The organism is Novosphingobium indicum, from assembly GCF_014645195.1.
Classification (GTDB): domain Bacteria; phylum Pseudomonadota; class Alphaproteobacteria; order Sphingomonadales; family Sphingomonadaceae; genus Novosphingobium; species Novosphingobium indicum.
In genome coordinates this window covers 39,693-66,672 of the sequence record NZ_BMLK01000017.1, presented here as the reverse complement: position 1 = coordinate 66,672, position 26,980 = coordinate 39,693, and the positions used below count along the sequence as shown (strand labels likewise).

28 protein-coding genes are annotated in these 26,980 nt (G+C 63.6%); 13 read left to right on the top strand and 15 right to left on the bottom strand.

What is annotated here, in order from left to right; all coding sequences use genetic code 11:
* On the bottom strand, positions 1 to 1,098 hold the full coding sequence (gene aroC / locus IEX64_RS16965; RefSeq protein WP_188821408.1) for a chorismate synthase: 1,098 nt from the start codon (positions 1,096 to 1,098) through the stop codon (positions 1 to 3).
* Positions 1,099 to 1,214: 116 nt separating this feature from the next.
* On the opposite strand from aroC, the gene IEX64_RS16960 reads away from it, so the two are divergent.
* From IEX64_RS16960 to IEX64_RS16945, 4 genes are read left to right on the top strand one after another with little or no spacing between them, the layout of a single operon-like run.
* Positions 1,215 to 1,550, top strand: a complete 336-nt coding sequence (locus tag IEX64_RS16960; RefSeq protein WP_229710500.1) for an antibiotic biosynthesis monooxygenase family protein — start codon at positions 1,215 to 1,217, stop codon at positions 1,548 to 1,550.
* Positions 1,551 to 1,898, top strand: a complete 348-nt coding sequence (locus IEX64_RS16955; protein ID WP_188821406.1) for an arsenate reductase — start codon at positions 1,551 to 1,553, stop codon at positions 1,896 to 1,898. It abuts the gene before it with no gap.
* Positions 1,895 to 2,494 carry a nicotinamide riboside transporter PnuC gene (gene pnuC / locus IEX64_RS16950; RefSeq protein ID WP_188821404.1) on the top strand — a complete coding sequence of 200 codons (600 nt, stop codon included), beginning with the start codon at positions 1,895 to 1,897 and terminating at the stop codon, positions 2,492 to 2,494. Before IEX64_RS16955 ends, pnuC begins: the two co-directional genes overlap by 4 nt.
* Positions 2,491 to 2,994 (top strand): AAA family ATPase, encoded by a 504-nt coding sequence (locus tag IEX64_RS16945; protein WP_188821402.1) that lies wholly within the window; start codon positions 2,491 to 2,493, stop codon positions 2,992 to 2,994. Before pnuC ends, IEX64_RS16945 begins: the two co-directional genes overlap by 4 nt.
* A gap of 13 nt (positions 2,995 to 3,007) precedes the next feature.
* Here IEX64_RS16945 and IEX64_RS16940 read toward each other — a convergent pair whose 3' ends face one another.
* Complete coding sequence (locus IEX64_RS16940; RefSeq protein WP_188821400.1) at positions 3,008 to 4,057, bottom strand: NAD(P)H-dependent amine dehydrogenase family protein; 1,050 nt, start codon at positions 4,055 to 4,057, stop codon at positions 3,008 to 3,010.
* A 113-nt stretch (positions 4,058 to 4,170) separates the two neighbouring features.
* Complete coding sequence (ubiG, locus tag IEX64_RS16935) at positions 4,171 to 4,911, bottom strand: bifunctional 2-polyprenyl-6-hydroxyphenol methylase/3-demethylubiquinol 3-O-methyltransferase UbiG (RefSeq protein ID WP_188821398.1); 741 nt, start codon at positions 4,909 to 4,911, stop codon at positions 4,171 to 4,173.
* A gap of 83 nt (positions 4,912 to 4,994) precedes the next feature.
* Between ubiG and IEX64_RS16930 the strand changes: the two genes are divergently transcribed.
* Positions 4,995 to 6,254: an aspartate kinase gene (locus tag IEX64_RS16930; protein ID WP_444544067.1), complete on the top strand. Its 1,260-nt coding sequence runs from the start codon at positions 4,995 to 4,997 to the stop codon at positions 6,252 to 6,254.
* 183 nt (positions 6,255 to 6,437) lie between these two features.
* On the opposite strand, the gene IEX64_RS16925 is transcribed toward IEX64_RS16930, so the two are convergent.
* From IEX64_RS16925 to IEX64_RS16915, 3 genes are all read right to left on the bottom strand, one after another.
* Positions 6,438 to 7,763, bottom strand: a complete 1,326-nt coding sequence (locus IEX64_RS16925) for a GGDEF domain-containing response regulator (protein ID WP_188821396.1) — start codon at positions 7,761 to 7,763, stop codon at positions 6,438 to 6,440.
* Positions 7,764 to 7,907: 144 nt separating this feature from the next.
* Positions 7,908 to 8,345, bottom strand: a complete 438-nt coding sequence (locus IEX64_RS16920; RefSeq protein WP_188821394.1) for an ester cyclase — start codon at positions 8,343 to 8,345, stop codon at positions 7,908 to 7,910.
* Complete coding sequence (locus IEX64_RS16915; RefSeq protein ID WP_188821392.1) at positions 8,342 to 8,875, bottom strand: DUF2239 family protein; 534 nt, start codon at positions 8,873 to 8,875, stop codon at positions 8,342 to 8,344. The genes IEX64_RS16920 and IEX64_RS16915 overlap by 4 nt, the downstream gene beginning before the upstream one ends.
* Positions 8,876 to 8,967: 92 nt before the next feature.
* On the opposite strand from IEX64_RS16915, the gene IEX64_RS16910 reads away from it, so the two are divergent.
* Positions 8,968 to 9,306 (top strand): GIY-YIG nuclease family protein, encoded by a 339-nt coding sequence (locus tag IEX64_RS16910; RefSeq protein ID WP_188821390.1) that lies wholly within the window; start codon positions 8,968 to 8,970, stop codon positions 9,304 to 9,306.
* 132 nt (positions 9,307 to 9,438) lie between these two features.
* Here the strand turns inward: IEX64_RS16910 and IEX64_RS16905 are convergent, their stop codons facing one another.
* The 3 genes from IEX64_RS16905 to IEX64_RS16895 all read right to left on the bottom strand — a co-directional run bounded on the left by IEX64_RS16905 (position 9,439) and on the right by IEX64_RS16895 (position 13,950).
* A complete protein-coding gene (locus IEX64_RS16905; RefSeq protein WP_506330855.1) occupies positions 9,439 to 10,755 on the bottom strand; it encodes an acetyl-CoA hydrolase/transferase family protein in 1,317 nt (438 codons plus the stop codon).
* A gap of 171 nt (positions 10,756 to 10,926) precedes the next feature.
* On the bottom strand, positions 10,927 to 13,152 hold the full coding sequence (gene katG / locus IEX64_RS16900) for a catalase/peroxidase HPI (protein ID WP_188821385.1): 2,226 nt from the start codon (positions 13,150 to 13,152) through the stop codon (positions 10,927 to 10,929).
* Between the two features lie 330 nt (positions 13,153 to 13,482).
* Entirely contained in the window at positions 13,483 to 13,950 is a 468-nt protein-coding gene (locus IEX64_RS16895; protein ID WP_188821383.1) for a hypothetical protein, read from the bottom strand.
* 179 nt (positions 13,951 to 14,129) lie between these two features.
* Between IEX64_RS16895 and IEX64_RS16890 the strand changes: the two genes are divergently transcribed.
* From IEX64_RS16890 to IEX64_RS16875, 4 genes are all read left to right on the top strand, one after another.
* Entirely contained in the window at positions 14,130 to 15,149 is a 1,020-nt protein-coding gene (locus IEX64_RS16890) for an NAD(P)H-dependent flavin oxidoreductase (protein ID WP_188821381.1), read from the top strand.
* 11 nt (positions 15,150 to 15,160) lie between these two features.
* Positions 15,161 to 16,015, top strand: a complete 855-nt coding sequence (purU, locus tag IEX64_RS16885) for a formyltetrahydrofolate deformylase (RefSeq protein ID WP_188821379.1) — start codon at positions 15,161 to 15,163, stop codon at positions 16,013 to 16,015.
* Positions 16,016 to 16,084: 69 nt separating this feature from the next.
* Positions 16,085 to 16,486, top strand: coding sequence for a VOC family protein (locus tag IEX64_RS16880; protein WP_188821377.1), 402 nt, complete (start codon positions 16,085 to 16,087; stop codon positions 16,484 to 16,486).
* Between the two features lie 198 nt (positions 16,487 to 16,684).
* The gene (locus IEX64_RS16875) at positions 16,685 to 17,725 is read left to right on the top strand and encodes a GGDEF domain-containing protein (protein ID WP_229710499.1); all 1,041 of its coding nucleotides are present in this window, start codon (positions 16,685 to 16,687) and stop codon (positions 17,723 to 17,725) included.
* A gap of 27 nt (positions 17,726 to 17,752) precedes the next feature.
* Here the strand turns inward: IEX64_RS16875 and IEX64_RS16870 are convergent, their stop codons facing one another.
* Both IEX64_RS16870 and IEX64_RS16865 read right to left on the bottom strand, forming a co-directional pair.
* The gene (locus IEX64_RS16870) at positions 17,753 to 18,505 is read right to left on the bottom strand and encodes an SDR family NAD(P)-dependent oxidoreductase (protein WP_188821375.1); all 753 of its coding nucleotides are present in this window, start codon (positions 18,503 to 18,505) and stop codon (positions 17,753 to 17,755) included.
* 76 nt (positions 18,506 to 18,581) lie between these two features.
* Positions 18,582 to 19,001: a fused DSP-PTPase phosphatase/NAD kinase-like protein gene (locus IEX64_RS16865; protein ID WP_268238462.1), complete on the bottom strand. Its 420-nt coding sequence runs from the start codon at positions 18,999 to 19,001 to the stop codon at positions 18,582 to 18,584.
* Between the two features lie 136 nt (positions 19,002 to 19,137).
* Between IEX64_RS16865 and IEX64_RS16860 the strand changes: the two genes are divergently transcribed.
* Positions 19,138 to 20,013 carry a dienelactone hydrolase family protein gene (locus tag IEX64_RS16860; protein ID WP_188821373.1) on the top strand — a complete coding sequence of 292 codons (876 nt, stop codon included), beginning with the start codon at positions 19,138 to 19,140 and terminating at the stop codon, positions 20,011 to 20,013.
* 39 nt (positions 20,014 to 20,052) lie between these two features.
* On the opposite strand, the gene IEX64_RS16855 is transcribed toward IEX64_RS16860, so the two are convergent.
* The gene (locus IEX64_RS16855; RefSeq protein WP_188821371.1) at positions 20,053 to 20,292 is read right to left on the bottom strand and encodes a hypothetical protein; all 240 of its coding nucleotides are present in this window, start codon (positions 20,290 to 20,292) and stop codon (positions 20,053 to 20,055) included.
* A 168-nt stretch (positions 20,293 to 20,460) separates the two neighbouring features.
* Between IEX64_RS16855 and msrB the strand changes: the two genes are divergently transcribed.
* Together msrB and IEX64_RS16845 are read left to right on the top strand one after the other, a co-directional pair.
* Positions 20,461 to 20,859 (top strand): peptide-methionine (R)-S-oxide reductase MsrB, encoded by a 399-nt coding sequence (msrB, locus tag IEX64_RS16850; protein ID WP_188821369.1) that lies wholly within the window; start codon positions 20,461 to 20,463, stop codon positions 20,857 to 20,859.
* A 107-nt stretch (positions 20,860 to 20,966) separates the two neighbouring features.
* Positions 20,967 to 23,177, top strand: a complete 2,211-nt coding sequence (locus IEX64_RS16845; protein WP_188821366.1) for a transglycosylase domain-containing protein — start codon at positions 20,967 to 20,969, stop codon at positions 23,175 to 23,177.
* A gap of 93 nt (positions 23,178 to 23,270) precedes the next feature.
* On the opposite strand, the gene IEX64_RS16840 is transcribed toward IEX64_RS16845, so the two are convergent.
* From IEX64_RS16840 to hflK, 3 genes are all read right to left on the bottom strand, one after another.
* Positions 23,271 to 24,827, bottom strand: a complete 1,557-nt coding sequence (locus IEX64_RS16840; RefSeq protein ID WP_188821364.1) for a Do family serine endopeptidase — start codon at positions 24,825 to 24,827, stop codon at positions 23,271 to 23,273.
* Positions 24,828 to 24,941: 114 nt separating this feature from the next.
* On the bottom strand, positions 24,942 to 25,781 hold the full coding sequence (hflC, locus tag IEX64_RS16835; RefSeq protein ID WP_188821362.1) for a protease modulator HflC: 840 nt from the start codon (positions 25,779 to 25,781) through the stop codon (positions 24,942 to 24,944).
* On the bottom strand, positions 25,781 to 26,929 hold the full coding sequence (gene hflK, locus IEX64_RS16830) for a protease modulator HflK (protein WP_188821470.1): 1,149 nt from the start codon (positions 26,927 to 26,929) through the stop codon (positions 25,781 to 25,783). Before hflK ends, hflC begins: the two co-directional genes overlap by 1 nt.
* Positions 26,930 to 26,980: the final 51 nt, after the last annotated feature.

Sequence of the window (26,980 nt, the reverse complement as noted above, 5' to 3'; positions counted from 1 at the left end):
CTACCCGCACTGCCCCCGGTGGAGCAGTTTGTGGTCGGCCAGCACCAGCGCCATCATCGCTTCCACCACCGGCACGCCGCGGATGCCGACGCAGGGGTCGTGGCGGCCCTTGGTGAACAGTTCGGTCGCCTGCCCCTCGCGCGTCACGGTGGGCTGCGGGGTCAGGATCGAACTCGTCGGCTTGAAGGCCACGCGGCAGGTGACCGGCTGGCCGGTCGAGATGCCGCCGGCAATGCCGCCTGCGTGGTTGGCCATGAATTCCGGCGCGCCGTCCGGCCCGGTTTCCTTTGACGGCCGCATCGGGTCGGCATTGGTCTCGCCGGTCAGGCGCGCGGCGGCAAAGCCGTCGCCGATCTCTATGCCCTTTACGGCATTGATGCCCATCATCGCCGCGGCCAGATCGGCATCGAGCTTGCCGTAGAGCGGAGCGCCCCAGCCCGCGGGAACGCCGCTGGCATAACACTCGATAACCGCGCCCACCGAGGAGCCGGCCTTGCGCGCGTCGTCGACGATCTGTTCCCAGCGTGCCGCCGCAGCAACATCGGGGCAGAAGAACGGGTTGTTGCCGATCTCGGCTTCATCGAAGTTGCCCGGATCGATCATGTCGCCGCCGATTTCGGAGACATAGGCGCGGATCTTTACTTCGGGGATGACCAGCCGGGCCACGGCGCCCGCTGCCACGCGGCTTGCCGTTTCGCGCGCGGAGGATCGGCCGCCGCCGCGATAATCGCGGAAGCCGTACTTGGCGTCGTAGGCATAGTCGGCATGGCCCGGGCGATAGGCGCGCGCGACGTCGGAATAGTCCTTGGAACGCTGGTCGACATTCTCGATCATCAGGCTGATCGGCGTGCCGGTCGTGCGTCTAATGCCATCTTGGCCTTCGAACACGCCGGACAGGATGCGTACCTGATCGGGCTCCTGCCGCTGCGTGGTGTATTTCGACTGGCCCGGGCGGCGTGCATCGAGGAACGGCTGGATCACGCTCTCGTCGATGGCAAGACCCGGAGGGCACCCGTCGACGACGGCACCGATCGCCGGGCCATGGCTTTCGCCCCAGGTGGTAAAACGGAAAAGACGGCCGAAGCTGTTGACGCTCATGGTTCGCGCTTTGTCGCGCGACGCGCGGTTTGTCCAGCGCCGTGCGGGGCCATGCACGTCGCAGAAGCGGCAATTGCGCAAGTAAAGTGAAGTTTGTGAGGCGCAGGCTTGCCGAAATGAACCGTGCGGGGCAAGACGCGGCTATGTATCTGACCGTTTTTCGCAGCCGCAAGCGTGCGGACATGGATGCTGCCGCCTACAGGGCCGATGCCGCGCGCATGGCCGACCTCGCGCTCGCCCAACCGGGCTTCATTTCCTACAAGACTTTCGAGGCGGAGGATGGTGAGACGGTTACCATTTCGGAGTGGGACAGCGAATTTTACGCTCGGGAATGGGCGTCCCATTTTGAGCATACGGCTGTTCAAAAGCGTGGTAGAGACGGATATTACGAGGATTATACAGTATATTCGTGCGACCGGCCGGGGGTACGTCGGTTTTCAAAGGGGGCTTGAGTGACGATCGCGTTTTACGGAATTCCCAATTGCGACACCGTGAAGAAAGCGAGAAAGTGGCTTGAGGCGCAGGGGATCGACTACACCTTCCACGACTACAAGAAGGAAGGGGCAGACCCTGCCAGGCTGGAACGCTGGATTGCCGCGGCCGGTTGGGAAAAGGTGCTCAATCGCGCGGGCACGACGTTTCGCAAACTGCCCGAAGAGGACAAGGCTGATCTCGACGGCACCAAAGCCGTGAAGATCATGGAAGCCAACCCCAGCACGATCAAGCGTCCGGTCGTGGAGCACAAAGGCGGTATCCTGGTGGGCTTCAAGCAGCCCGAGTGGGAGGCAGCGCTGTCATGACTCCCGAATCCCTTGCCATGCTCGAATGGGTCGCCGCAGCGTTCGGTGTGGTCAACATAACCCTCCTGATCTGGCGGACCGTCTGGAACTATCCGTTCGGCATGATCATGGTCGCGCTCTACATCTTCGTTTTCTGGGAAAAGCGTCTCTACGCCGAAGCTGGCCTGCAAGTTTTCTTTTTCCTTGCACAGGGCTGGGGCTGGTGGCTCTGGCTCAAGGTCGGCGGGGATGACAGCCGCGTGCCGGTGCGCTGGCTCGACAATATGAGCCGCGCCGTCTGGGGGCTGGCGACTCTGGCCGTGAGCCTGAACCTCGGCTGGGTGATGCACCGCTTTACCGATGCCGTCATGCCTTTCGCGGACTCCGCGATTGCGGGGGCCAGCGTATCGGCGCAGATCCTTCTGGCCTTCCGCCGCATCGAGAACTGGATCCTCTGGATCATCATCGATATCGCGGCGATCCTGCTCTATATCAACCGCGGGCTCCACCCGACGGCAGGGCTCTATGGCGGTATGCTGGTCATGTCGCTGCTGGGCCTGAAGGAATGGATGCAGGCCGCCAAGGACCAGCCGAAGGGCACGCTCCAGGCTGCATGAAGACAATCTGCCTGCATGGCGCCGAGAGTACGGGCAAAACCGTGCTCGCCGGCAGGCTGGGCTACCCCTGGGTGTCCGAGTACGGTCGTGCCTACTGCGAAGAGCGCGGTACCGATCTGACGATGCCCGATCTGCTGGCGATTGCCGAAGGACAGGCGGCCGAGAACCGCAAGGCCGCCGCCGCATCGCCGCCGCTGCTGGTGCTCGACACCGATCAGCTGATGACGGCTGCATGGGCGCAGATGCTGTTCTCGCAGGTGCCGGATGCCCTATTGGCCTATCCCAAGGCCGATCTGTATCTGCTGTTCTCGCCCGACGTGCCCTGGCTGCACGACGGCACGCGCTGCTTCGGAGAAGAGGCCACCCGCGCCCGCTTCGCCGACATCGCGGAAAAGGTGCTGATACAGGCTGAGGTGCCTTTCGTGCGGATCGCCGGGACCTGGGAACAACGAGAGGCCCGCGCGAAGCAGGCCATCGCCGAGTTGCTTGCAGCCGATTGACGCGGCGTAGCGGTCAGTTGCGGTCCTGCAGCCAGTCTCCCATCGGTGCGACCGGCAGACCGAGATCGACGAGGCCCAACACACCGGCGCGAGCGGCCTTGATCTGCGGCACGGCGGAGACGGCGGGCAGGGCGGTCATAATGTCCCAGTCGTGGTTTTTCCAGTGGTCCGCCGGGATCAGGCGCATGTGCATGTCTATGCTGGGTTCGCCCTGGACGACGAGGCGGTACTGATCGTCGTCGATCTCCCAGCCTTCGGCCAGCTTCTTGGTAAGATACCAGACTACTGTAATGTTGACCGCCGTCTTGCCGTTCACTTTGCCGTTCCAGCCACCGCGCAGCGCTGCGTTGGTGCCCTTTTCCATGCAGAACCAGCCGAGATCGACTTTCTCCGCGGCGGTGGCGTATTCGCAGAAGAACTCGACATCGTTGAAGGTCAGGCCAAGTGCCGTGCCGATGCGTTCGACGGCATCCTTGAACAGGATCAGCCATGCCTGCGCGCGGCCCATGAGTTCGTCGGTCGCGCCGCCCGGCTCGCCCATGCCGAGGAAGCCCCAGGTCTCGACCGATTCGTAGACCGAGCAATCGGCCGACTCGGTGATCGAGACGCTTTCCACGTCGCGGCAGATTGCCGTCATGCTGGCGATCACCGAGTTGATCCAGCCGGGGTTGATGCCGGTGATGTAGAGCGAGGAATTGCCCTTGGCGCAGGCCGTTTCCAGCCGGTCCTTCACCTCGCCGCGAATGCCGCCGACATTGAGGAAGAGGTTGGTGGAAACCAGGTCTAGACCGCTCTCGAGCAGCTTGATCGCCTGATCCAGATCGGCCTCGAACGGGGTGTAGAGCACGGTGTCCGCGCCCAAGGCGATCAATGCTTCGATATCGTTGGTGGCGGCGATGCCGGTCGCAGGGCGTCCGCAAAGCTCGCCGGCATCGACGCCTTTCTTGGCATCGGACCAGGCGTAGCATCCGGCCAGTTCGAGCCGCGGATCGTCCAGAATGGCGCGCAGCGAATGCTTGCCGACCTTGCCGGTTGTCCACTGGATGACGCGCAGCTTGTCCATTGTCTCTCTCCCTTTTGGCAAGGGAGTGTCATGGGAAGTGCCAGGGAAGGGTAGTTCCCATTCGGGTACTTTGGCCCACTGTCCAATCGGGCTGGCTTGCACGGACCCGCTGGTCAGGCGGCGGTGGCCGTGACGATGTAGTTGAGCGAGGTGTCGTCGGAGAGGTGCAGGCCGTTCACCGGCGACCAGCCAATGCCCTTTACGTCCCCGAGCACGAGGCCTGCGTCAGCGGCAAGCGCGCGCAGTTCTTCGGGCGTGACGAACTGCTTCCAGTCGTGCGTGCCGCGGGGGACCTGCCCCAGACGTTCGGCAGCCTCCACCAGCAGCAACCGCGATTGCGGGGTGCGATTGGGGCAGGAGAGCACCATCAGGCCGCCGGGGGCCAAGGCGTCGGCGAGACTGGCGAGGAACGCGGCCTTGTCGGTCACGTGCTCGATGACTTCCAGCGAACAGACCAGATCGAACCCGGAAAGAACCAGCGCCGCGAGTTCGCCCTGCCGGTAGTCGATGCCAAGGCCCATCGCTTCGGCATGGCTGCGCGCGGCGGCAATGTTCTCGGGCGCGGCATCGACACCGGTGACCTCCGCGCCGAGGCGGGCGAGGGGCTCGCACAGCAGGCCCGCACCGCAGCCCGCGTCGAGCGCGCGCTTGCCCGAGAGCGGTCGAATATTGCGCGAATCGGTGCCGAAATACGAATCAATGGCTTCCCGAATGAAGCCCAGACGAACCGGATTGAGCTTGTGCAGCATCGCGGAGGAACCCTTCGGGTCCCACCAGTCCGCGGCAAGGGCGCCGAAATGCGCGGCTTCCCTGGGATCGATCGTCGCAGTTGCCCTGCCAGTTGCATTGTCCATGAAGCACCCCTAACAGCGCGCCGGACTCTTATCCACTGGCGCAATGTCGGCGCATGGCAGACGACACGGGGAGCAACGGCACCTTGGCACGGATCGTGATGAAATTCGGCGGCACCTCGATGGCCGGGACCGAGCGCATCCGGCGCGTGGCGGGTATCGTCAAACGCCAGCAGGAAGCCGGGCACGCGGTGGCCGTGGTCGTTTCGGCGATGGCGGGCGAAACCGACCGTCTGGTCAACTTCTGCCGCGAGGCCAATGCGCTTTACGATCCGGCGGAATACGACGTCGTCGTCGCATCGGGCGAACAGGTAACCTCGGGTCTGCTGGCGCTGACGCTGCAGGCGATGGGCTGCAAGGCACGCTCGTGGCTCGGCTGGCAGGTTCCGATCAGGACCGACGACGCTCATGCCAAGGCCCGCATCGAGGATATCGATGCGGACGCGCTGCTGGCTTCGATGGCATCGGGCGAGATCGCGGTGATCCCCGGCTTCCAGGGCGTTTCGCCCGAAGGCCGCGTGACGACGCTGGGACGTGGCGGTTCCGACACCTCGGCCGTGGCCGTCGCTGCCGCCGTAAAGGCCGACCGCTGCGACATCTATACCGACGTCGACGGTGTCTACACCACCGACCCGCGCATCGTCGCCAAGGCGCGCAAGCTGCCGCTCGTGACTTACGAGGAAATGCTGGAGCTGGCCTCGGTCGGCTCCAAAGTGCTGCAGACCCGCTCGGTCTCGCTCGCCATGAAGGAAGGCGTAAGGGTGCAGGTGCTGTCCTCGTTCATCGATGAGAGCGCGCCCCCCGCGGACGACCTGCCCGGCACGATGATCGTCAGCGACGACGAATTGGAAGGAAGCGACATGGAACGCCAGCTGATCACCGGTATCGCCGCCGACAAGAACGAGGCGAAGGTTACCCTTACCCGCGTGCCCGACCGTCCGGGTGCGGTGGCCTCGATCTTCGCGCCGCTGGCCGAAGCAAACATCAACGTCGACATGATCATCCAGAACGTCGCCAAGGAGAAGGGCGAGACCGACGTCACCTTCACGGTGCCGCAGGCCGATCTCGCCCGAGCGCTGGCAATGCTGGAAGAGCGCAAGGAAGCGATCGGCTTCTTCCGCCTGATCAGCGACGATCACGTCACCAAGATCAGCGTCGTCGGCGTCGGCATGCGCAGCCATGCAGGCGTTGCCAGCACCATGTTCAAGACGCTGGCCGACCGCGGCATCAATATCCAGGCGATCTCCACCAGCGAGATCAAGGTCTCGGTGCTGATCAATGCCGACGAAACCGAACTGGCCGTGCGCGTGCTGCACACCGCCTACGGTCTCGACGCCGCAGCCTGATTTCCCGCTGGCTGCCCCCTCCCTTGGAAAAGAGAGGCAGCAGTCTCAAGGATCAGATGCGCAAAGCCTGAATCGAAAACCGCTCCTCCTGAGCTTGTCGAAGGGTGCGGACCATGGCGCAGTGCCAGCGTCCTTGGACAAGCTCAGGAGGAGCGGAGATTGCGCCAGATCTTTGCGTAGGGCTCAGGCGGCGCGGTAGAACTCCGCGTCGGCGCAGACGCGGTTATGGCCCTTTTCCTTGGCCATGTAGAGCATCTGGTCGGCGGCATTAAGGTTGTTGCTGAGCGTCTCGTCGGGCTGGACCACGGCCACGCCGATCGACGCGGTGATGTGCAGCTTGGTCTGGTCGTGGAGGATCACGGCCTGTTCGAGCGACTTGCGCAGATCTTCGCTTACGGCGACGGCTTCGTCGTTAGACATGTCGCTAAGCAGGACGACGAACTCTTCGCCGCTGAAATGGGCCGAGAGGCAATTGCGCCGGGCCAGGACATTGTGGATGACCTTGGCCGCCGTCTGGATCACCTGATCGCCCACGTCATGGCCGTAGGTGTCGGTGACTTTCTTGAAGTCGTCGATGTCGAGGATGGCGATCGAGGCGGTGCCGCCTTTCTTGCGCACCCGGGCGAGGCGACTTTGCGCCTGCTCGAAGAAGGCGCGGCGGTTGTACATGCCGCTGACGAAGTCGCGTTCTGCAAGGAACTGGAGGCGCCGCATCTGGTTCAGCGTCTCGATGTTGCTGGCGATCCGGCACTTCACCTCTTCGGCGATGTAGGGGCGGTAGACGAAGTCCGATGCGCCGGCCTTGAGCAGCGCGGCGGACAGGTAGGGGTCTGAACTTGCCGAAACGCCGATGATGCGCATCCGCTCGGGCGGATAGGCGGTGCGGATGCGGCGGGTGAGTTCCTGCCCGTCCATGTCCGGCATGTGGAAATCGGTGATGACGAGCTGGATGTCGTCGTTCTGCTCCAGCACGGCCAGCGCCTCGGCGCCGCAGGCCGCGTGATGGATGCGATAGTTCTGCAGGTTGAGGATCTCGGCCAGCGTCAGGCGCGCGCTCTCGCTGTCGTCCACGATCAGGATCGAGGCGACGGCGGCATTGGTGACGCGCTGGATGGTCCGGGCAATGTGATCGACCGTATCGGGCGCGTCCTTGATGAAGTAGTCGACGATGTGCGGCGCGCTTGCCCGTTCACGCACCTTGCGGTTGAGCGTGGCGGTGAACAGGATGGTGGGGACACCTTCTTCCTCGAGCAGGTCGATGATTTCGCCGTCCGGCGCGTCGGGCAGGTTCATGCCGGTCACCGCAAGGCTGGGCGTGTGGTCCATCAGGGCCTGCGAGGCTTCTGCGTATGTCTTGTACCATTCCACCTCGCCGGTGGTTTCGGCCTCGATGCGTGACCTGAGCATCAGGGCCATGGCCGCGGAATCCTCCACGAGCATGATCGAACAGGTCGGCTGCTCGGCGGTATCGATGGATTTGGCCTGGCTGATCGTGCGGAAGCGGGTCACCGGTGCTCCTTCAGGTTGCGAGGGCTGCCGGATGGCGTCGCCGTTGCGTTCCTGTCGCACACACCGGTTAGTTTCTGGTGAAGACCGGCTTGAGGGGCTTCCGTTTGCCGTTGTGCGTCAGTCGTTTACCGCGCAGCTGCAGCATCATGCCTGCTGCATTGCAGCATTTTGCTGCAACTGCTGGAACACGCTCAGGCGGTCCGACACCTGCCAATGGCCGGTCAGGCGATCTTTCCTGTCGAACGAATAGACACTTGCGCCCGACATCGTGATCGTGCGGTTGCTTGCCTCGAAACCGGCGATCGGCAGGCGGTGCGTCGCCGCCCAGGTCCAGGCGATGATCACGGAGGTATCGTCCTCGCTGATGTGTATGATGGTAAAGCGCTGGTCGGGGAAAGGCGCGCGCGAGGTTTCGAGGCGCTCGATAAAACCGGCCTGATCGAGAGTTCGCCCTTCCCACGGGTCACCGGGATCGTGGCGGATCGTATAGGTCTCGGCGAGGTATTCGGGCACGGCGGCGTTATCGCCGCAGTTCCAGACGCGTTCGATGAATTGGCCGAGCAGGCGCTGGCGAGGGGTCACGACTCGTCTCCTTCAGGCGGTTCCAGAAGTGTCTTGGCGTATTGCTGCACATCGGCCGGCCAGCCGGCGATGGTAATGGCGAAGCCGTCGGGATCGTCGGCGAAGAGGTGCCGCGTGGCCTCTTCGAAATGCGGAAAGTCTCCGGCGATGGCAGACAGGAAGCGATAGGTGCGTTCCTGCGCCGTGCGGCGGGTGCTGCGTCCGCCATCGGCCTTGCGCGCATCGTCGACGAGCCGGCGCAGGGCGCGCGAGGCGCCGCCGGGCTGGCTGTTCAGCCACTCCCAGTGTCGTGGCAAAAGCGTCACCTCACGCGGCACGACGCCAAGCTTGGGCCGACCACGCTTGCGTGGGGGAGGGGCAGCCTCGACAGCTTCCGGTTCGCCGCGCCAGTCCAGATCGACGATCCTTCCGGTCGCATCCTCGAACAACATAAGGCCGTTCTCGCGTCCGCGCAGCGAGGCGACGAGTTCACTGCGCGTCCCCTGCGCGATGCGCGTGTTGTCGTGAAAGGCTGTGCACTGCCCGGTCATGGTTCCTGTCCTGCAATTAATTTCATCCGGGTAAATTGATTTTTAGCCAGAGTCAATTTATCCGGGTAAAAATAACGACAAGGATTCGAGCGATGACAGACAAGCAAAAACGCAAGGCCGCGCTGGCCGATTACCGTGAACGCAAGGTGGAGTCGGGCATCTTCGCCCTGCGCTGCCGGACGGATGACGGCGTATGGGTAGGCCGCGCGCAGGACCTGTCAAAGGTCAGCAACCGCCTGTTTTTCACCCTGCGGCAGGACGCGCATCCGCACCCGAGCCTACAGGCGGCGTGGAATACCCACGGAGCCGACAGCATTGCCTTCGAGGTACTCGAAGTGCTCGATCCGGAAGAGCTGGGGCTAGGTCTGGAGCGCGAAATGAAGGGCCGTCACGCCGACTGGGTGGAACGGCTGGGCGCTGTCCGGATCTAGAATATCATCCGGAATATGGGCCCCGCGCCCCGCTTGTCCTGAGCTTGTCGAAGGCGTTGGCGCGGCGCTGCGATCGGCACCCTTAGACAAGCTCAGGGTGAGCGGCTCCTGATCGGGATTTTCGGCCTGAATCTAGATGGAGCGCGCCAGTTCGTCGCGGAACTTGGGGTGAGCCAGCGCGATCATGGCATCGGCACGTTCGCGCAGCGACTTGCCGCGCAGATTGGCGGCGCCGTGTTCGGTGACGATCCAGTGCACGTCATTGCGCGGGGTCGTCACGGGGCCTTCGAGCCGGGGCACGATGCGGCTTACCGCGCCACCCTTGGCGGTCGAGCGGCAGGCGATGATCGAAATGCCGCCGATCGAGGCATTGGCGCCGCGCACGAAATCAAGCTGGCCGCCCGATCCCGAGTACTGGTGCCCCATCATGTGTTCGGAATTGCAGGCGCCGGAAAGGTCGACCTGCAAGGTGGCGTTGACCGAGACGACGTTGTCGTTCTTGGCGATATGGCGGGGATCGTTCACGACATCGACTGGCAGCGAATAGACCGCCTGGTTGTCGTCCAGCCAGTCGTAGAACGCCTCGTCGCCCATCGCGAAAGTGAACACACTGCGGCCCGGGAAAGTCGCCTTGCGGCGGTTGTTCACGGCGCCGCACTGGATCAGGCTGGCGAATGCGGGCGTGAGCAGCTCGGTATGGATACCGAGATCCTTGCGCCCGGTGAGGCGCTTGCACACTTCGGCAGGCAGGTTGCCGATGCCCATCTGCAGGCAGGCCCCGTCCTCGATCATGCCGGCGACGATGTCCGCGATAAGCTCATCTTCCGCTGCCGGTGGGTGATCGCCCACTTCAAGCAGCGGGGAGCGGTGCTCGACGATGGCATCGACTTCGGAAACGTGCAGCGGCGATTCGCCAAACACGCGCGGCATCAGCGGATTGACCTCGACGATCAGCCGCTGGGCGGCCCGCGCCGCGACCGAGGTGTAGTCGTTCGCGGTGCCGAAGGTGAAGTAGCCATGCTTGCCCATTGGCGAGACCATGGTGACGCAGGTATCGAGCGAAACCTCTTCGCGCAGCAATTGCGGCGATGCGCTGAAGGCGGTGGGAACGAAGTCGATCAGGTCTTCGCACACCGACGGGTCGGCCTTGATCAGTGCGCGTTCGACGCCGCTCAGGAACATGCAGTGCGGCCTGACCCGGCCGAGATTTTCGCGCTTCAGCACGCTTTGCGCGGCATGGGCCATGGAATGGAAATACCATAGCCGCATGCCGGTGAGGCTTCCGGCCTCGATCCGGTTGGCCAGCGCGGTCAGCAGCGCCGGGGGCTCCGCCACGGCCATACCCATGGCCACATGGCTGTCTGAAGGAACCAGTTGCGCCGCCGCGTCGGCGGACATCAGCTTTGCTGCGTAGAGCTCTTGCACGTCCATTGCCGCCGATGGTCGCATTGCAATGTTGCATTATCAAGAGAGCAGCGGCGGGCAGGGCGTTAAAAGCAGGCCCCGCTTCCGTGTCAGTGGCGGAAGCGGGGCAGTTTGTTCCTGCCGACGCGAGGGGAAACATCGGCAGGGATGGGGCCCGGTACGGTACCAAGGGGGGGCGCCGTACCGGGCCGGTCATCAGGCCAGGTCGAAGCGGTCCGCGTTCATCACCTTTGTCCAGGCAGCCACGAAGTCGCTGACGAACTTCTCGCCGGCATCGGCCGTGGCGTAGACTTCGGACAGCGCCCGCAGCTGCGAGTTCGAGCCGAAGACGAGGTCGGTGCGCGTTGCCGTCCACTTTTCCTCGTCGGTCTTGCGGCAGGTGCCGACGAAGACCTCGTCACCGCGATCGTCCACTTCCTTCCACGCCGTGCCCATGTCGAGCAGGTTGACGAAGAAGTCGTTGGTGAGCTGGCCCGGGCGGGCGGTGAGTACGCCTTCCTTGCGGTCGCCATGGTTGGCACTCAGCACCCGCAGGCCGCCGACAAGCACGGTCATTTCCGGCGCCGAGAGGCCGAGCAGCTGCGCGCGGTCGATCAGCAGTTCTTCCGTCGGCACGCTGAAACGCACCTGGAGGTAGTTGCGGAAGCCATCGGCGCGCGGCTCCAGCGGTTCGAAGCTCTCGGCATCGGTCAGCTCGTCGGTAGTATCGACACGCCCCGGGGTGAACGGCACGGTGATGGCCTGTCCGGCATCCTTGGCCGCTTTCTCGATGCCGACGGTTCCGCCCAGCACGATCAGGTCTGCAATGCTGACCTTCCTGCCGCCACCGGTCGAAGCGTCGAAGTCTGCCTTGATGCCTTCATAGATGTCCAGCACCCTTGCCAGCTTCTCGGGTTCGTTGACGTCCCAGTCCTTCTGCGGAGCAAGGCGGATACGGGCGCCATTGGCCCCGCCGCGCTTGTCCGAGCCACGGAAGGTCGAGGCGGAAGCCCATGCGGTCTTCACCAGCTGCGAGACGGTGAGGCCCGATTCCGCGATCTTGCCCTTGAGCGTAGCGACATCGCTATCGTCGATCGGGGCATAGTCGGCCGCGGGAATCGGATCCTGCCAGATCAGGTCCTCGTCAGGTGCGTCCGGTCCGAGGTAGCGCGCCTTGGGCCCCATGTCGCGGTGGGTCAGCTTGAACCATGCGCGGGCGAAAGCATCGGCGAACTGGTCGGGGTTCTTGTAGAAGCGCTCCGATATCTCGCGGTACTTCGGATCGACCTTCATCGCCATGTCGGCAGTGGTCATCATCGTCGGCACCTTGCGGTCCGGGCTGTGCGCGCCGGGCGCCATGTCCTCGGGCTTCTGGTCGACCGGCTGCCACTGCTGCGCGCCTGCCGGGCTCTTCACCAGCTCGTATTCGTACTCCAGCAGCATGCGGAAGTAGTTCATCGACCACTGGATCGGTGTGGGCGTCCAGGAGCCTTCAAGGCCGCTGGTGATAGTGTCGTCGCCCATGCCGCTGGCATGGCCGCTCTGCCAGCCGAAGCCCTGCATCGCGATGTCCGCACCTTCGGGCTCCGCGCCGATCTTCGCGGCATCGCCAGCACCGTGGCACTTGCCGAAGGTGTGGCCGCCAGCAGTCAGCGCCACGGTTTCCTCGTCGTTCATCGCCATGCGCGCGAAAGTCTCGCGGATGTCGCGGGCGGAGAGCATCGGATCGGGATTGCCGCCGGGGCCTTCGGGATTGACGTAGATGAGACCCATCTGGATTGCAGCCAGCGGGTTTTCCAGCGCGCGGCCGGCTTCCTCGTCGATGCGCGTTTCCGCGCCGTCGCCGACCCACTGCTCCTCGGTACCCCAGTAGACGTCCTTCTCGGGCTCGAAGATGTCCTCGCGGCCGCCACCGAAGCCAAAGATCGGGCCCCCCATGGATTCGATAGCCACGTTGCCGGCCAGGATCATCAGGTCGGCCCAGCTCAGTTTGCGGCCGTACTTCTGCTTGATCGGCCAGAGCAGGCGGCGCGCCTTGTCGAGATTGGCATTATCGGGCCAGCTGTTGAGCGGTGCGAAGCGCTGGTTGCCCGAACTGCCGCCGCCGCGCCCGTCGGCGGTACGGTAGGTGCCGGCGCTGTGCCAGGCCATGCGGATGAAGAAGGGGCCATAGTGCCCGTAGTCGGCCGGCCACCAGGGCTGGCTATCGGTCATCAGCGCGTGAAGGTCCTTCTTGACCGCACCGAGATCGAGCGACTGGAACTCCTTCGCGTAATCGAAGTCGTCGCCCATCGGATCGCCACTGAGACCGTGCTGGTGCAGGATGTCGATGGAAAGCTGGTTCGGCCACCAATCGCGGTTTGTGCGTCCCAGCAGCGAGCGCTTGGCTCCCGATTGATGCATGGGGCAACCGCCCGAGGCGCCGGTTGTGTTCGCGTCCATGTTGCTACTCCTCTCTCTCTGTGCGTCTGATGTGCAGTGACTGTACGACCTCTGATTAATTCAAGAAAACTATGAAAGTCTGTCAGTGATAACGGCAAAACCGATTACTCGTCCCGGAAGAGCGGAGGAATTCGGCCTTAGGAAAGTAATGTTGCCGGAATGCCGCAAAAGCGCCCTCTGCGTATTGTCCAGACGCACGAAAACCGGCGTCGCCCGTGTGGTGACAGGGCCGCCGGCGGAAATCTGGAAAGGCGATGCAGGGCGGATGCTGTTGCATCCACCAAGCGCAGGGACGGCGCTGGCGTAACCGCAGTGCGGCGTCCGCTGCGTTTACTGCATGCGGAAGCCCCGAAGAGCCGTCTGCATCGAGCGCAGCTGACGAGCCGCCTTGTCGGTCTCACCGGCATTGAGCTGCGAGAGGGCAGATTTGGCCGTTTGCGACAGCATCTTGCGCAGGGGCAGGGGGACGTCCGAGCCAAGCTGCGAGGTGTGCGCGATCAACGCAGCTGCCTTGTCGAACGCGGCTGCCTTGTCCGGAGCGCCGTCATAAAGCTTCGCGGCGAGGATGCCTGCGTTCACTTCGATATTGAGCAGGGTCGCGCGAGTCTGCGGCGTGAAGTTGGCCGCCGAGATATTGTCGAGTGTCCGCGTCTCTTCCGGAATCGCGGTCGCACCGGCACCGGGGATGGAAAAGCGGCTGAACGAGAGACCTGCGATCGTCGCAAGTACCACGGCGATTCCGGCCGCCAACAGCATGTTGGACGGCTGGCGCAAGCGCCCGAGGAACCTCGAATTCATTTTAAATATAACCTTTATTGTAATTTATGGGGCACGCGCCTGTGCCTGCATTGCTCGTAGTTGGCACGTGAAAATCCTGCAAGATCCTGTATTTCAATCCATACTGTGCTCACCGCTTGTCTGGCACGGTCTGCCGTCCTATGGCGCATCGTTTCGTTCAACCGGCTATGGGAGCTTCGATGGCCGCTTACCCCAAGACCTCGGCGCTGATGGCGCGGGGCTGCGAGTTTCTCGGCAGCGAATATGCGATCCTGTGCGGCGCGATGTCGTGGGTGTCGGAGCGCAATCTCGTCTCGGCGATCAGCAATGCCGGCGGCTTCGGCGTCATTGCCTGCGGCGCGATGACGCCCGACCTGCTCGATGCGGAGATCGTCGGCACGAAGGCGCTCACGTCCAAGCCCTTCGGTGTCAATCTCATCACCATGCATCCGCAGCTGTTCGACCTGATCGACGTCTGCGCGAAGCACGGTGTCGGCCATGTCGTTCTGGCAGGCGGTATCCCTCCAAAGGGAAGCGTCGAGGCGATCAAGACGAGCGGCGCCAAGGTCATCTGCTTCGCGCCAACCCTGGCACTGGGCAAGAAGCTGCTTCGCTCCGGCGCGGATGCGCTCGTGATCGAGGGCATGGAGGCTGGCGGTCACATCGGTCCCGTCTCGACATCCGTTCTGGCGCAGGAAATTCTGCCGAGCCTTGCTGCGGACAACCTTATCTTCGTTGCTGGCGGTATCGGGCGCGGCGAGCTCATTGCAGGCTATCTCGAGATGGGCGCCGCCGGTGTGCAACTGGGAACGCGGTTCGCGTGCGCGAGCGAGTCCATCGCCCATCCCGATTTCAAGAAGATGTTCTTTCGTGCGTCCGCGCGCGATGCGATCACCTCCGTGCAGGTCGATCCGCGTCTGCCCGTCATTCCCGTCCGCGCCCTCAAGAACAAGGGCACGGAAGTCTTCACCGCCAAGCAGATCGAGGTTGCCCGTAAGCTCGACGCCGGTGAAGTCGACATGGCCGAGGCGCAGTTGCAGATCGAGCATTTTTGGGCGGGCGCGCTGCGCCGCGCGGTGATCGACGGCGACGTCGAGAGCGGCTCGGTGATGGCGGGCCAGTCGGTCGGCATGGTCTCCAAGGAAGAACCGGTCGCCGACATCATCGCATCGCTGATGGTGGAAAGCGACGCCGCACTGGCCAATCGCGGCCGCGACTGAGGAGACGGGCCTTGCCGGAACCGCTGATCCTGGCCCTGTCGTGCGCCGATCGTCCGGGCATCGTTGCGCGCGTGACGGGGTACCTCGCCCAGATGGGCGGCAATATCATCGAGGCGCAGCAGTTCAACGATCTCGCGGAAGACAAGTTCTTCATGCGCGTCGCGTTCGATCCGGGTGTGGCGGACCGCGAGGAAATCCGCGAAGGCTTCGGTCCGATCGCGCACGAATACCAGATGGCCTGGTCGATGCTGCGGCGGGACCGGCCCCGGCGGGTGCTGTTGATGGTCAGCAAGTTCGACCATTGCCTTGCCGATCTGCTCTACCGCCATCGCATAGGCGAGATCGCCATGGATGTGGTGGGCATTGTCAGCAACCATCCGCGCGAGGCCATCGGCACGCCGATGATCGGCGACATCCCGTTCCATCACCTGCCGGTGACGAAGGAAACCAAGGCCCAGCAGGAAGCGCAGGTCCGCAAGCTGGTGGAGGACACCCGCGCCGAGCTGGTCGTGCTGGCGCGCTACATGCAGATCCTGTCCGATGACATGGCATCGTTCCTGTCGGGTCGGTGCATCAACATCCACCACTCGTTCCTGCCCGGCTTCAAGGGTGCCAAGCCCTATCATCAGGCCCATGCGCGCGGCGTGAAGATGATCGGGGCGACGGCGCACTACGTGACGGCCGATCTCGACGAGGGGCCGATCATCCATCAGGACGTCGAGGCGGTGACCCATGCCGATACGCCCGAGGACATGGTTCGCAAGGGGCGCGATATCGAGCGGCGCGTGCTGGCCGAAGCGGTGCGGCTCCACCTCGAGGACCGCGTTCTTCTCAATGGCAGCCGGACGGTGGTGTTCAAGAGTTGAGGAGCTGCTCGCAGCGCTTGCGCGCCGTCCGGGGATAGACGAAGCTGGCTGCACACGAGGGAGAGAAGCATGCATGTCAGCGGAATCGATCACGTCAACGTTCTGACCGACAATCTCGACAGGACAGCACAATTCTACGAGCGCCTGATGGGACTTACCCGCACGGAGAACCCGGCGATCAGCAAGGGGTTCAAGGGCGCGTGGATGCGCGATTCACATGGCAATGCGATCGTCCACCTCGTCTGGAAGGATCCGCAGATGGATCGCTACGAAGGCTACGATCCGGGCGAATCCACCAATGCTGTCCACCATGTGGCTTTTCGGTGTTCCGGGTTCGAGGAAACGAAGGCCAAGCTGGAGGAGATGGGCGTGGACTATCGAGTGAACGATTTGCAGCACCTCGGCCTTCGGCAGATTTTCGTTGCCGATCCCAATGCTGTGAACCTGGAACTCAATTTTGCCGAGGGCTGAGATTGCACTAGACGCTTTTGCGTGTTTGACTTTCAGATTTGCCGATGGTCATGGAAGGTCTTGGCCGCGATGGATTGGATGTCCTATCGATATTGGGCAAATGTACACGGCAACGGTGATGACGTAAGCAAATTGCAATCGATTGCGCAGAGGGCGCCGGGGCGACATTTCGGGGGCAGGTAGTTGGTGTTCAAGAGCTTGTTTTCTGGCGCAAAGCCGCAGCAGAATGACAGCAGCGATACGGCGACGGGTCTGAATGCCCGTGATCTCGCGCGCCAGCAGTTGATGGACGACATCGGCCATTTCCTGCTCGGCAACGATCTCGAAATCTCCGAGGAGAACCTGTCGGCCGCTTTCGGGATCTGTTCCGGGCATGACGCGGAACTGGCGCGGCGGGTGACGGAACGTCGTGCGGCAGGGCAGCCGGTCACCCAGGCCTGGCTCGACGAACAGTGCCGACATGGCGAGGATGCGGTCGAGCGCATGGCCGACAAGCTCGAACGCTCGCTCGAAACTTTCGCGACGACCAGTCGCAACGCGCGCGCGACCGCCGCGCAATACAACAGCGAAATGCAGGTTCACGTCGACAAGGCCAGCGAGGCCGAGGAACAGGCGGAAATCCTCAATCTCGCCGAACTGGCGAGGGCGATGCTTGAACGTACCAAGCATCTCGAACAGGAAATGCACCGAAGTGAGCGAGAGGCCGCGACATTGCGGTCGAATCTCGCCAAGGCCCGCCGCGATGCCGATCACGATCACCTGACCGGACTGCCCAACCGCCGCGCGTTCGAATCGCTTATCGATCAGCACTATCGCGAGGCGCAGGCATCGCTTGACGCGCTCAGCGTGGCATTTTGCGACATCGATAACTTCAAGAGCATCAACGATACGCACGGGCACGATACCGGCGACCGCGTGATCCAGGCTATCGCTTCTTCGCTGGCCAAGATCAGCGGCGACAATTGCCACGTCGCCCGCCATGGCGGCGAGGAATTCGTCATGCTGTTCCGCGGCTCGGGTAAGAAGGAAGCCTGTCAGCAGCTCGACGAGGTGCGCGAGGCCTTTTCCCAACGCAACTTCATCAACCGCCGTACCGACGAGCCGATCGGGCAGATCACTTTTTCCGGGGGTGTCGCAGATGTCTTTGCTTACAAATCCCCCCGCGAGGCACTCAAGGCTGCGGACGTCGCGCTCTATGCCGCCAAGGAGCAGGGGCGCAACCGGATCGTCGCTGCCTAATGACGTGCGTCGGATCGGGGCTGTTCGTCAGCTTTCGATCATGAGTGTCCCGAGCAGCCCGCCATCCACGGCAAGGCTTTGCGCCGTTACATGGCTGGCATCGCCGGACAGCAGAAAGGCCGCGACGTTGGCGGCTTCCTCTGGCGTGCCGATGCGCTTTTGCGGAACACGACCGGCCATCTGTGCCTTGAAGCTGTCGGGCACCTCGCCGAGGATCGGCGTATCGATGAAGCCGGGATTGATGACGTTGCAGCGTACGCCGTGCGGCGCGGCTTCCATGGCGATGGCGCGCGCGATGCCGAGCGCGGCATGCTTGCTGGCAAGATAGCCGACATTTCCGACCATGCCCGTTTCCGCCGCAAGGCTGCCGGTGACGACAATGGCGCCCTTGCGCCGTTCAGTCATGGCCGGGAGCACGTGGCGCAAGGTCCAGAACAGCGAGGACACGTTAACGCGCATCACCGCTTCGAAGGCTTCGTCGGTATAATCGGGCGTCGGGGCGAACATGCCTTCGATCCCGGCGTTGAGGAACAGCCCGTCTATGGGGCCGGAACGCTCGATCGCCTCGTCCATGGCCGCCGTGATCCGGGGCTGGTCGCCGACGTCGGCTGCGATCCACTGTGCTGCCGGGCCGATGGCTTCGGCCTCGCGTTCCAGAACGTCGGCGCGGCGGGCGATCATGGTCACTGTGCCGCCGAGTGCGGCGATCCTCCGCGCAGTGGCAAGGCCGATCCCGCTGGAGGCTCCGGTGATGACGACGTGCTCTGCGGTGAAATCCATTTATCCTCTCCCTCTGACACCCAGCGTGGCGCAAGCCCCGGCTGGTGTCCATCGGGCGAGACACCCGGAGGATCGCTCAGGCGCGGTTTACGAACGCTGCCCAGGCTGCGGCATCCTTGTGCTCGCTGGAGGCGGGATCCCATTGCACGTGCATCAGCGCTCGCGCCTTTTCCTGATCCATGCCGCACAGCCGGTTCCACCGATAGACGAAGGCAGAGACACGCCAGTTCATGATGCAATGGACGTGAACGGGCTCGCCGGCGGCCTTGGCCATGGCCTTTGCGAAAGCGTCGAAATGCGATTCGCCGGGCGTATCGAATGGCACCGGGATGTGGACGTAGTCGAGCTGTGCCGCTGCCATCGCGGCTGCTTCGTCTGGCAATGCCCCCGGCGAATCCGCGAGGGCGAGATTGATGACGTGCTTCACCCCGAGATCGGCCAGTCTGGTGGGGTCTTCCCGGGTGAGACGGCCCGAGGTGGTAAGGCCCGCGTCGATACGCTGCCAGCAGGCGATGTCGTCCGGATCGGTTATTTCTGCTGTGCCCTCACTGCCGCGTGCAACTCCGCCCTCGCCAGCGGGTTCATGGAACGCTAGCCTTCTCCCAGCTCAGGACAAGACCGGAGGTCCCTGTATGTGCGACGAATTTACCGCTCAGGCTGAAGATCAGAATCTCGCGCGGCGCGGCATCAACCGACGCGAATTCACGGCGCTCGGGGCTGCCGGAATGGCGCTCGCCAGCTGTTCCGGCGGGGTAAAGGCCGATGGCGGCAGTGACGTGACAGAGAACATGGTCACGATCACCACGGCCGATGGCGTATGTGATGCCTTCTTCGTCCATCCTGCCAAGGGCGCTCATCCGGGCGTGATCATGTGGCCGGACATCGCGGGCCTGCGCGATGCCTTCAAGGTCATGGCGCGCAGCCTTGCGGCAGAGGGGTATGCCGTTCTCGTGGTCAATCAGTACTACCGGTCGAGCCCGGCCCCGGTGATGGAAAGCTTTTCGGAGTTCCGGACGCCCGAGGGCCGCGAGAAGATCATGCCGATGCGCGAACTGCTCGATCCGGAAGCGATTACCCGCGATTCAAAGGCTTTCGCTGCATTCCTCGACCAGCAGGATCAGGTCGACAAGCAGCGCGGTATCGGCAGCAACGGCTATTGCATGGGCGGCCCCTTCACGGTGCGGGCCGCTGTAGCCGTTCCCACGCGAGTAAAAGCTGCGGCATCGTTCCACGGTGCAGGGCTGGTGAGCGATGCGCCTGACAGCCCGCATCGCATTCTCGGCAAGACCCAGGCGAGCTTCCTCTTTGCCATCGCGCGCAACGACGACGAGCGACAGCCCGAGCAGAAAACCGAACTGCGCAAGGCCGCCGAAGCCGCCGACCGAGCTGCAGTGGTCGAGGTCTATCCGGCCGACCACGGCTGGTGCGTGCCGGATTCGCCCGCTTACGATCCCAATGCCGCCGACAAGGCATGGAAGGAAATGCTGGAACTGTTTTCCGGGCTCTAGGCAGCCCGCTTGCGCGGGTTGGCGGTTTCGCGACTGGAGTCAGGCGCCGATGGCGATCGACCAGATCACGAGGCTGCCGATCCAGCCGATATTGAATATGGCCAAGGCAGCAAGAACCTGCGTGCGCGAGGCCCGCGGCTGGCGGGGCGAGGCCACGAGGTCGGCGTGGCCGCGGAAGGCGGCTGTCAGTGCGGTGAGGTGAAGCAGCAGCCAGATGCCGGCGCCCATCGAGGCGACAGCCAGCAGCGCTAGCAGGGAAGCGGCGAGGGTTATGTCCATGGGAAGGTCTCCTTCCTGTGTTCGTTACACTCTATGCAACGGACCCTGCGGTCGCGCGGTTCCCGGAAGATAGCGGTGGGCGGGGCCTTTCATCCCGAAAGGGACAGCCAGCCGGACTGGAAAAGACTGCGACAAGCAGCCATATCTTTGGCCAAGGAGAAGCATGCGATGACCGAAAAACTCAACCTCACCGATGCCGAGTGGCGCGAAAAGCTCAGCCCCGAGCAGTATCACGTCCTGCGCGAAGGCGGCACGGAGCGCGCGTTCACCGGCAAGTACGAGAAGAACAAGGCGGAAGGCATGTACTACTGCGCCGGGTGCGGCGCGCCGCTGTTCTCTTCGGACACGAAGTACAATTCCGGCTCGGGCTGGCCGAGCTACACCGCACCGGTTGAAGGCGAAGCCGTCGACGAGCACCGCGACATGTCTCACGGCATGATCCGCACCGAAGTGACCTGCGCGAAGTGCGAAGGGCATCTGGGACACGTATTCCCCGACGGCCCCGGACCCACGGGCCTGCGCTATTGCATCAACAGCGCCTCGCTGGAATTCAAGCCCGAGGAATAGGCGGCGCGCTCCACAGACGCATTGTTAAGCGCGCGTTACAATTCGCCATGCAAGATGTAGGAAGCGATCGGACCAGTCTGTCCGCAAGAGGGGTTTGCACCTAACACATGGCCAAGAATTCCGGCCCGCGCCGCAAGTCGAGCGGTCCTTCCCGACAACCTGCGAAGAAGCCGTTCTGGCGCCGGGCGCTGCGTGCCGGGATTATCTGGGGCTTCGCGCTAGCTCTGCTGGGTGCGATCTTCCTCGGGACGGCGGTCTTCTTCACCGAACGCGAACTGCCCGAGTACAGCGCGCTCAAGAGCAGCCAGAACGGGCAGATGATCGTCGTGCGCGCGCGGGACGGCACGGAACTGGTGTCGCTTGGACCCAGCTATGGGAAATGGCTGACCTACAACGAAATTCCCAAGATCATGACGGAAGCCATGGTCTCGGTGGAGGACCGGCGTTTTCGCGACCACTTCGGTATAGATCCGATCGGCCTGCTGCGCGCAGTAAAGGTGCGCTGGGAGAAGGGCGCTTTCCGTGAGGGCGCCTCGACGATCACCCAGCAGCTTGCCCGCAATATCTTCCTGAACAATTCGAAGACCTTCGGCCGCAAGGCGCGTGAGGCGGTTCTGGCTCTGGCGCTGGAGCGCAAGTTCTCCAAGGACCAGATCCTCGAACTCTATCTCAACAAGGTCTACTTCGGCGGCGGCGCCTACGGCATCGATGCGGCGAGCCGGAAGTTCTTCGGCCATCCCGCAACCGAGCTTTCGACGGCCGAGGCAGCGATTATCGCGGGTCTGGTCAAGGCGCCTTCGAACTATTCGCCCACGGCCGACGTGCAGGCCTCGATCAATCGCGGTCAGGTGGTGCTCGGCCTGATGGCCAAGAACGGCGTCATCTCGCAGTCAGAAGCGCAGGACATCGATCTTTCCGATGTGAAGATCGCCAAGGAGAAGGGCCAGAACTCGGTCCGCTATTTCACCGACTGGGCGCTGCCCCAGCTCGACATGCTGCTGCCCGAGACCAACGAACCCATCGAGGTCTGGACCACGCTCGACCTCGCCATGCAGAAGGCGGCAACGGCGGCAATCGACAACAACGTGCCGGCGGGCACCCAAGGCGCGCTCGTCAGTCTCGATCGCGACGGTGCGGTCTTGGCGATGGTGGGAGGCACCGACTACGTGACGTCGAACTATAACCGCGCCACGAACGCGATGCGCCAGCCTGGCTCGGCCTGGAAGCTCTTCGTCTACATGGCCGCGCTTGAGGCGGGCTATACGCCGAGCGACCGCGTGGTCGACGAGCCGGTGACGATCGACGGCTGGAGCCCGCAGAATTCCGGCCGCAACTATGCCGGCGAGATCGACGTGCGTACCGCCTTCGCCTATTCGAAGAATACCGTCGCTGCGCAGCTTGGCAATGAAGTCGGTTTCGGCACGGTCGCCAGCATGGCGCGTCGTTTCGGCATCACCACGCCGATCAACACCCGCCCCGCCATGGTGCTGGGCACTTCCGAAGTGCGGGTGATCGACATGACGCGAGCCTTCGCGGCAGTATCCGCGGGCGGCACTTCTGTGGAGCCCTATGGTATCACCAAGGTGACGGCCAGCGACGGCGAAGTGCTCTATCAGCACAAGTCGGTTCAGGGACAGGTTCTGGTCCCGCACTACGTGGCGGCCGGCATTACCGACCTTCTGCAGACCACGGTGGCGACCGGTACCGGCCGTGCCGCCCAGATCGGGCGTCCGGTGGCGGGCAAGACCGGCACGACCAGCTCCAACAAGGACGGCTGGTTTCTCGGCTTCTCCAGCGGCATTACCACCGGTGTGTGGATGGGCCGCGACGATGCGAAGCGGGTCGGCGGGCTTTCGGGCGGCCATGCGCCAGCGCGGGCCTTTGCCGACTACATGAAGGTTGCCGTCGCCAAGCGCCCGGTCGAGGAGTTCGACACCAAGCTGCAGCTGCCCGAATGGCAGCTCGAGCCGGACGACGAGTATCTGCAGGGCAACCCCGACGACTATTACTATATCGACGAGAACGGCAATCTGGTGGAGCCGGGTGGCACACGACCGGATGATCAGCCGCGCTATGACGATGGCTCCGTGGGGCCGGGGCCGGGACCGGGCGCGCCGCAGGTGCCGGATTATGGCCCGCCGCCAGCAGCCAGCGATGATTTCCTAAACCGCGCGACCGGCGAAAACCGCCCTGCAGCCGTCCGTCCGCAGGATCCCGGATTACGCCCGGGCCAGGGCGTCGGCACGCCGCAGTCGATCCTGCCTGCACCGCGTCCGACAGCCACGCCGACACGCCAGCCGCCGGTCGGAAACTTCTGACCGGCGCTGCCGCAGGGGCAGGTCAGGGCAAAGAAAAAGGCCCGCCGGGATGAACCGGCGGGCCTTTTCGTTGTCCCGGGTATCCGCGTGCGATCAGCGCAGGCGGACCGGCACGAAGATCGGAGACTGGCCGCGTGGCTGGACGCGCAGCAGTACCGCCGCACGGTCGTCTGCCTTGGCAGCCTTGATGGCAGCCTCGAGATCGGCTTCCGAGCTGACATCGCGTCCATTGGCGTTCAGGATGATGAAGCCGCGCGAGAAGCCCTTCTGGCCCGCATCCGAGCTCGGATCGACGGCCACGACGACAACGCCCTTGGTGTTGTCCGAGGCGCCGAGCTGACGCGCGATCTGCGGCGTCAATTCGGTGACCGAGAGGCCCAGGGCCTTCTCGATGTAACCCTGCTCCTGCTGTGCCGGCGGATTGTTGAACGGATTGTCGTCGTCGCTGTCGTCCTGCGAGAACGATTGCGCAAGTTGGTCTTCGGTCGGACGCTTGTCGACAGTGGCAGTGACGGTGGTCTTGCGGCCGTTGCGGATCAGTTCGACCGGCACGCGGCTGCCCGGCTCGATATTGGCGATGAGGTAGGAGAGAGTCTGATCCTTGCTCACTTCCTTGCCATCGACCTTCACGATGACGTCCCCGGCCTTGATGCCGGCCTTGGCGGCGGCACCGTCGGGTTCGACGGCCTGGATGAATTCACCCTTGTTCCGTTCCAGGCCCAGCGAGTCGGCGAGATCGTCGTTCAGCGGCTGGATGCGCACGCCCAGATAGCCGCGCTCGATGGCTTCGCCCTTGATCAGCTTCTGCACGATCGGGGCGGCGGTCTCCGCGGGTATGGCAAAGCCGATACCCACGCTGCCGCCGGTCGGTGAGAAGATCGCGTTGTTGATGCCGATCACCTGGCCGTTCATGTCGAACATCGGGCCGCCCGAGTTGCCGCGGTTGATGGCGGCGTCGGTCTGCAGGTAGCGGTCGTAGGCACCACCGGCACCGGTGTTGCGGTAGACGGCAGAGATAATGCCGGAGGTCACCGTTCCGCCAAGGCCGAAGGGATTGCCGATGGCAATGATCCAGTCGCCGACGCGCGCGTCGCGCGAATCGCCGAACTTCACGAAGGGCATGTCCTTGCCCGCGTTGATCTTGAGCACCGCGAGGTCGGAGGCGGCATCCTTGCCGACCAGCTTGGCCGGGTACTCATCGCCGTTCGCCATGGTGATCGTGATCGATTCGACCTCACCCTTGCCCTCTGCAGTGATGACGTGATTGTTGGTCACCACGTATCCGTCGGCGGAAATGATGAAACCCGAGCCCAGCGACTGCGCTTCGCGCGTCTGTGGGCCGCCGCCGCGCGGATTGCCGAACAGGCCCTCGAAAGGCGTACCGGCGAAGGGGTTGTTGCTGCGCACCTGAATGCGCTGGCGGGTGGAGATGTTCACGACGGCCGGAGCAAGCTGCTCGGTCAGGTCGGCGAAGCTGCCGGGCGCCCCCGTTCGGGGAACCACCTTCGACATCTGGCTCGCTTCGTTCTGGGCGACCTGCGCACCGGCGGGATAACCGGTCGCGAGTGAAAGGGTCGCGCCCCCGAGCAGGAGCGCCGTCGTCAATCCATAAGCATATCGCACGGGCTTCACGTCCTTTGATTCCTCCATTGTGGCGGCGTCGTTGCGCCGTCCATCCGACCCCGGCCCGATTGACGCCCTCGCGGCTTAACCGGGATTGAATGGTGCCGGAATTCTGCCCCTTTTTTCGGCCTTTCCGGCCGATTACGGCTCCTTGAAATGCTTCAGGTAGGCATTGTCGGGCGACAGCAAAATGGTCTTGTCGGCGCCGTCCTTGGAGAACGACACGCGATAGCTCTGCATGGCCCGGTAGAAGTCGTAGAAAGACGGGTCTTTGCCGAAGGCATCGGCATAGATCCGCGCCGCCTGGGCTTCGGCCTCGGCACGGATGATCTGCGCGTCACGCTGGCCGCGGGCCTTGATCGTCTTGGCTTCTTCCTCCCGGCTTGCGCGCATCCGGGTGAACGCACTTTCCAGCGCCCCTTCGGGAAGGTCGGCGCGCTTGATCCGGACATCGACGACCTGCGCACCGTATTCGCGTGCTTCCCGGTCGAGCAGGTCGCGGATATTGGCCATGGCCTTGCCGCGATCGGCGGTGAGCAGCGAAGAAAAGGTGCGCGTACCCAGTTCCTGACGCACGACCGAGGACAGGATCGGTTCGAGTTGCTGGGTCACCCTTTCGGTGGTGCCTGCGGAGCGAACCATCCTGACCGGATCAATGATGCGATAGCGCGCATAGGCATCGACATTCAGGCGCTGCTGATCGGTCGAGAGGACCTGCTGCGATTGCATGTCGACGGACAGCAGGCGCTTGTCGATGCGTTCGACGCGTTCGTAACCGGGAATGCGCCAGTGGATGCCGGCCCCGGTTTGCCCATAGGGCGCCTTGGGATCGAACTGGTTGTAGACCCACACCGGTTTACCGCCGCGTATGACAACGGCCTGTTGGTCTTCGGGCACGACGAAGAGGCTGAACAGGGCGGCGATCATAATGACGACCGCGGCGATCAGGACCGCTTTGTACTTTTGCAGCTGGTCTCCCATCACTGGCCCTCCTGACCGGTAACGGTCGTCGTGGTGCCGGGCGAGTCGCTGCTGGCGCGGCGACGGATTTCAGACAGCGGCAGATAGGGCGTCACGTTGTTGCCTTCGGATACAACAGTGTTCGTATCGCGCAGGACGCCCTCCATCGTTTCGTAATACATGCGTCGTTTCGTTACTTCGGGTGCGAGCCGGTATTCCTCGTAGACCTTGTCGAACTGCGACGCGTTACCCTGAGCTTCTGCCAACTTCTGCTGTGCCCAGGCGCGAGCTTCGGAGCGATCGCGCTCGGCTTCCTGCTGGGAGACGGTAACCTGCTCGAAGGCAGCCTTTGTCTTGGCGGGCGGATCGGCTTTCTTGATTTCCACGCCCTGCACGGCCACGCCCGACTTATAGTAGTCGAGAATGCGCTGCATGCGATCGCGCACGTCCTGTTCGACCTGCGCACGACCGGCGCCGGAAATCGCATCGTTGAGCGAAATCTGCGCGATCGAGGCGCGCATGGCGGCCTCGGCCACTTCGCGTACGGTCTCGTCGGGATCGGCGAGGCGGAACTTGAAGTTGGTCAGGTTCTTGATGTTCCAGCGAACCAGATAGCTGAGGTCGACGAGGTTTTTGTCGCTCGTCAGCATCAGTTTTTCATTGTCGTTGTCGGGAATCATGTCGACGCGGAAGGAGCGTACGTCCTCCACGTCCACGTTCTCGATCGGCCAGGGCGCCGTCAGGCTGATACCGGAATCGATCGAACGCGAATACTGGCCGAAGCGCGTGACGATAGCCTGTTCCTTGGGGCCGATCATGTGGAACATCGACAGGCCCAGAAGGACCGCTACAGCGAGGCCGATGCCCAAGGGCAGCCACGACTTGCCGTCGGGCCGCCGCGGTATGTTCGGAAAACCGCCGCCGGGGCCACGCGGGCCGCCTCCGCCGCCGGACTTGCGCTGTTCGCGGCCGCGGAAAATGTCCTCGATGCTCGCGGATCGGCGCGGCGGGGTCTCGCCGCTGGGCAACCACGGATTGCGGGGGCCCTTGTTGTCGCCGGGGGCGTCGTCGGGACTGTCGGGGGAATCGCCGGAGGAATTGTCGTCCCCACCGTCGCCGGAGTCTCCGTTGCCTTTCCCTCCACCCCAGGGGCTGTTGCGACCGGCCATGGCCAGTCCCGCGCGTGTGATTGCGTCACCGAAAGCTTTCATGCCGCTATC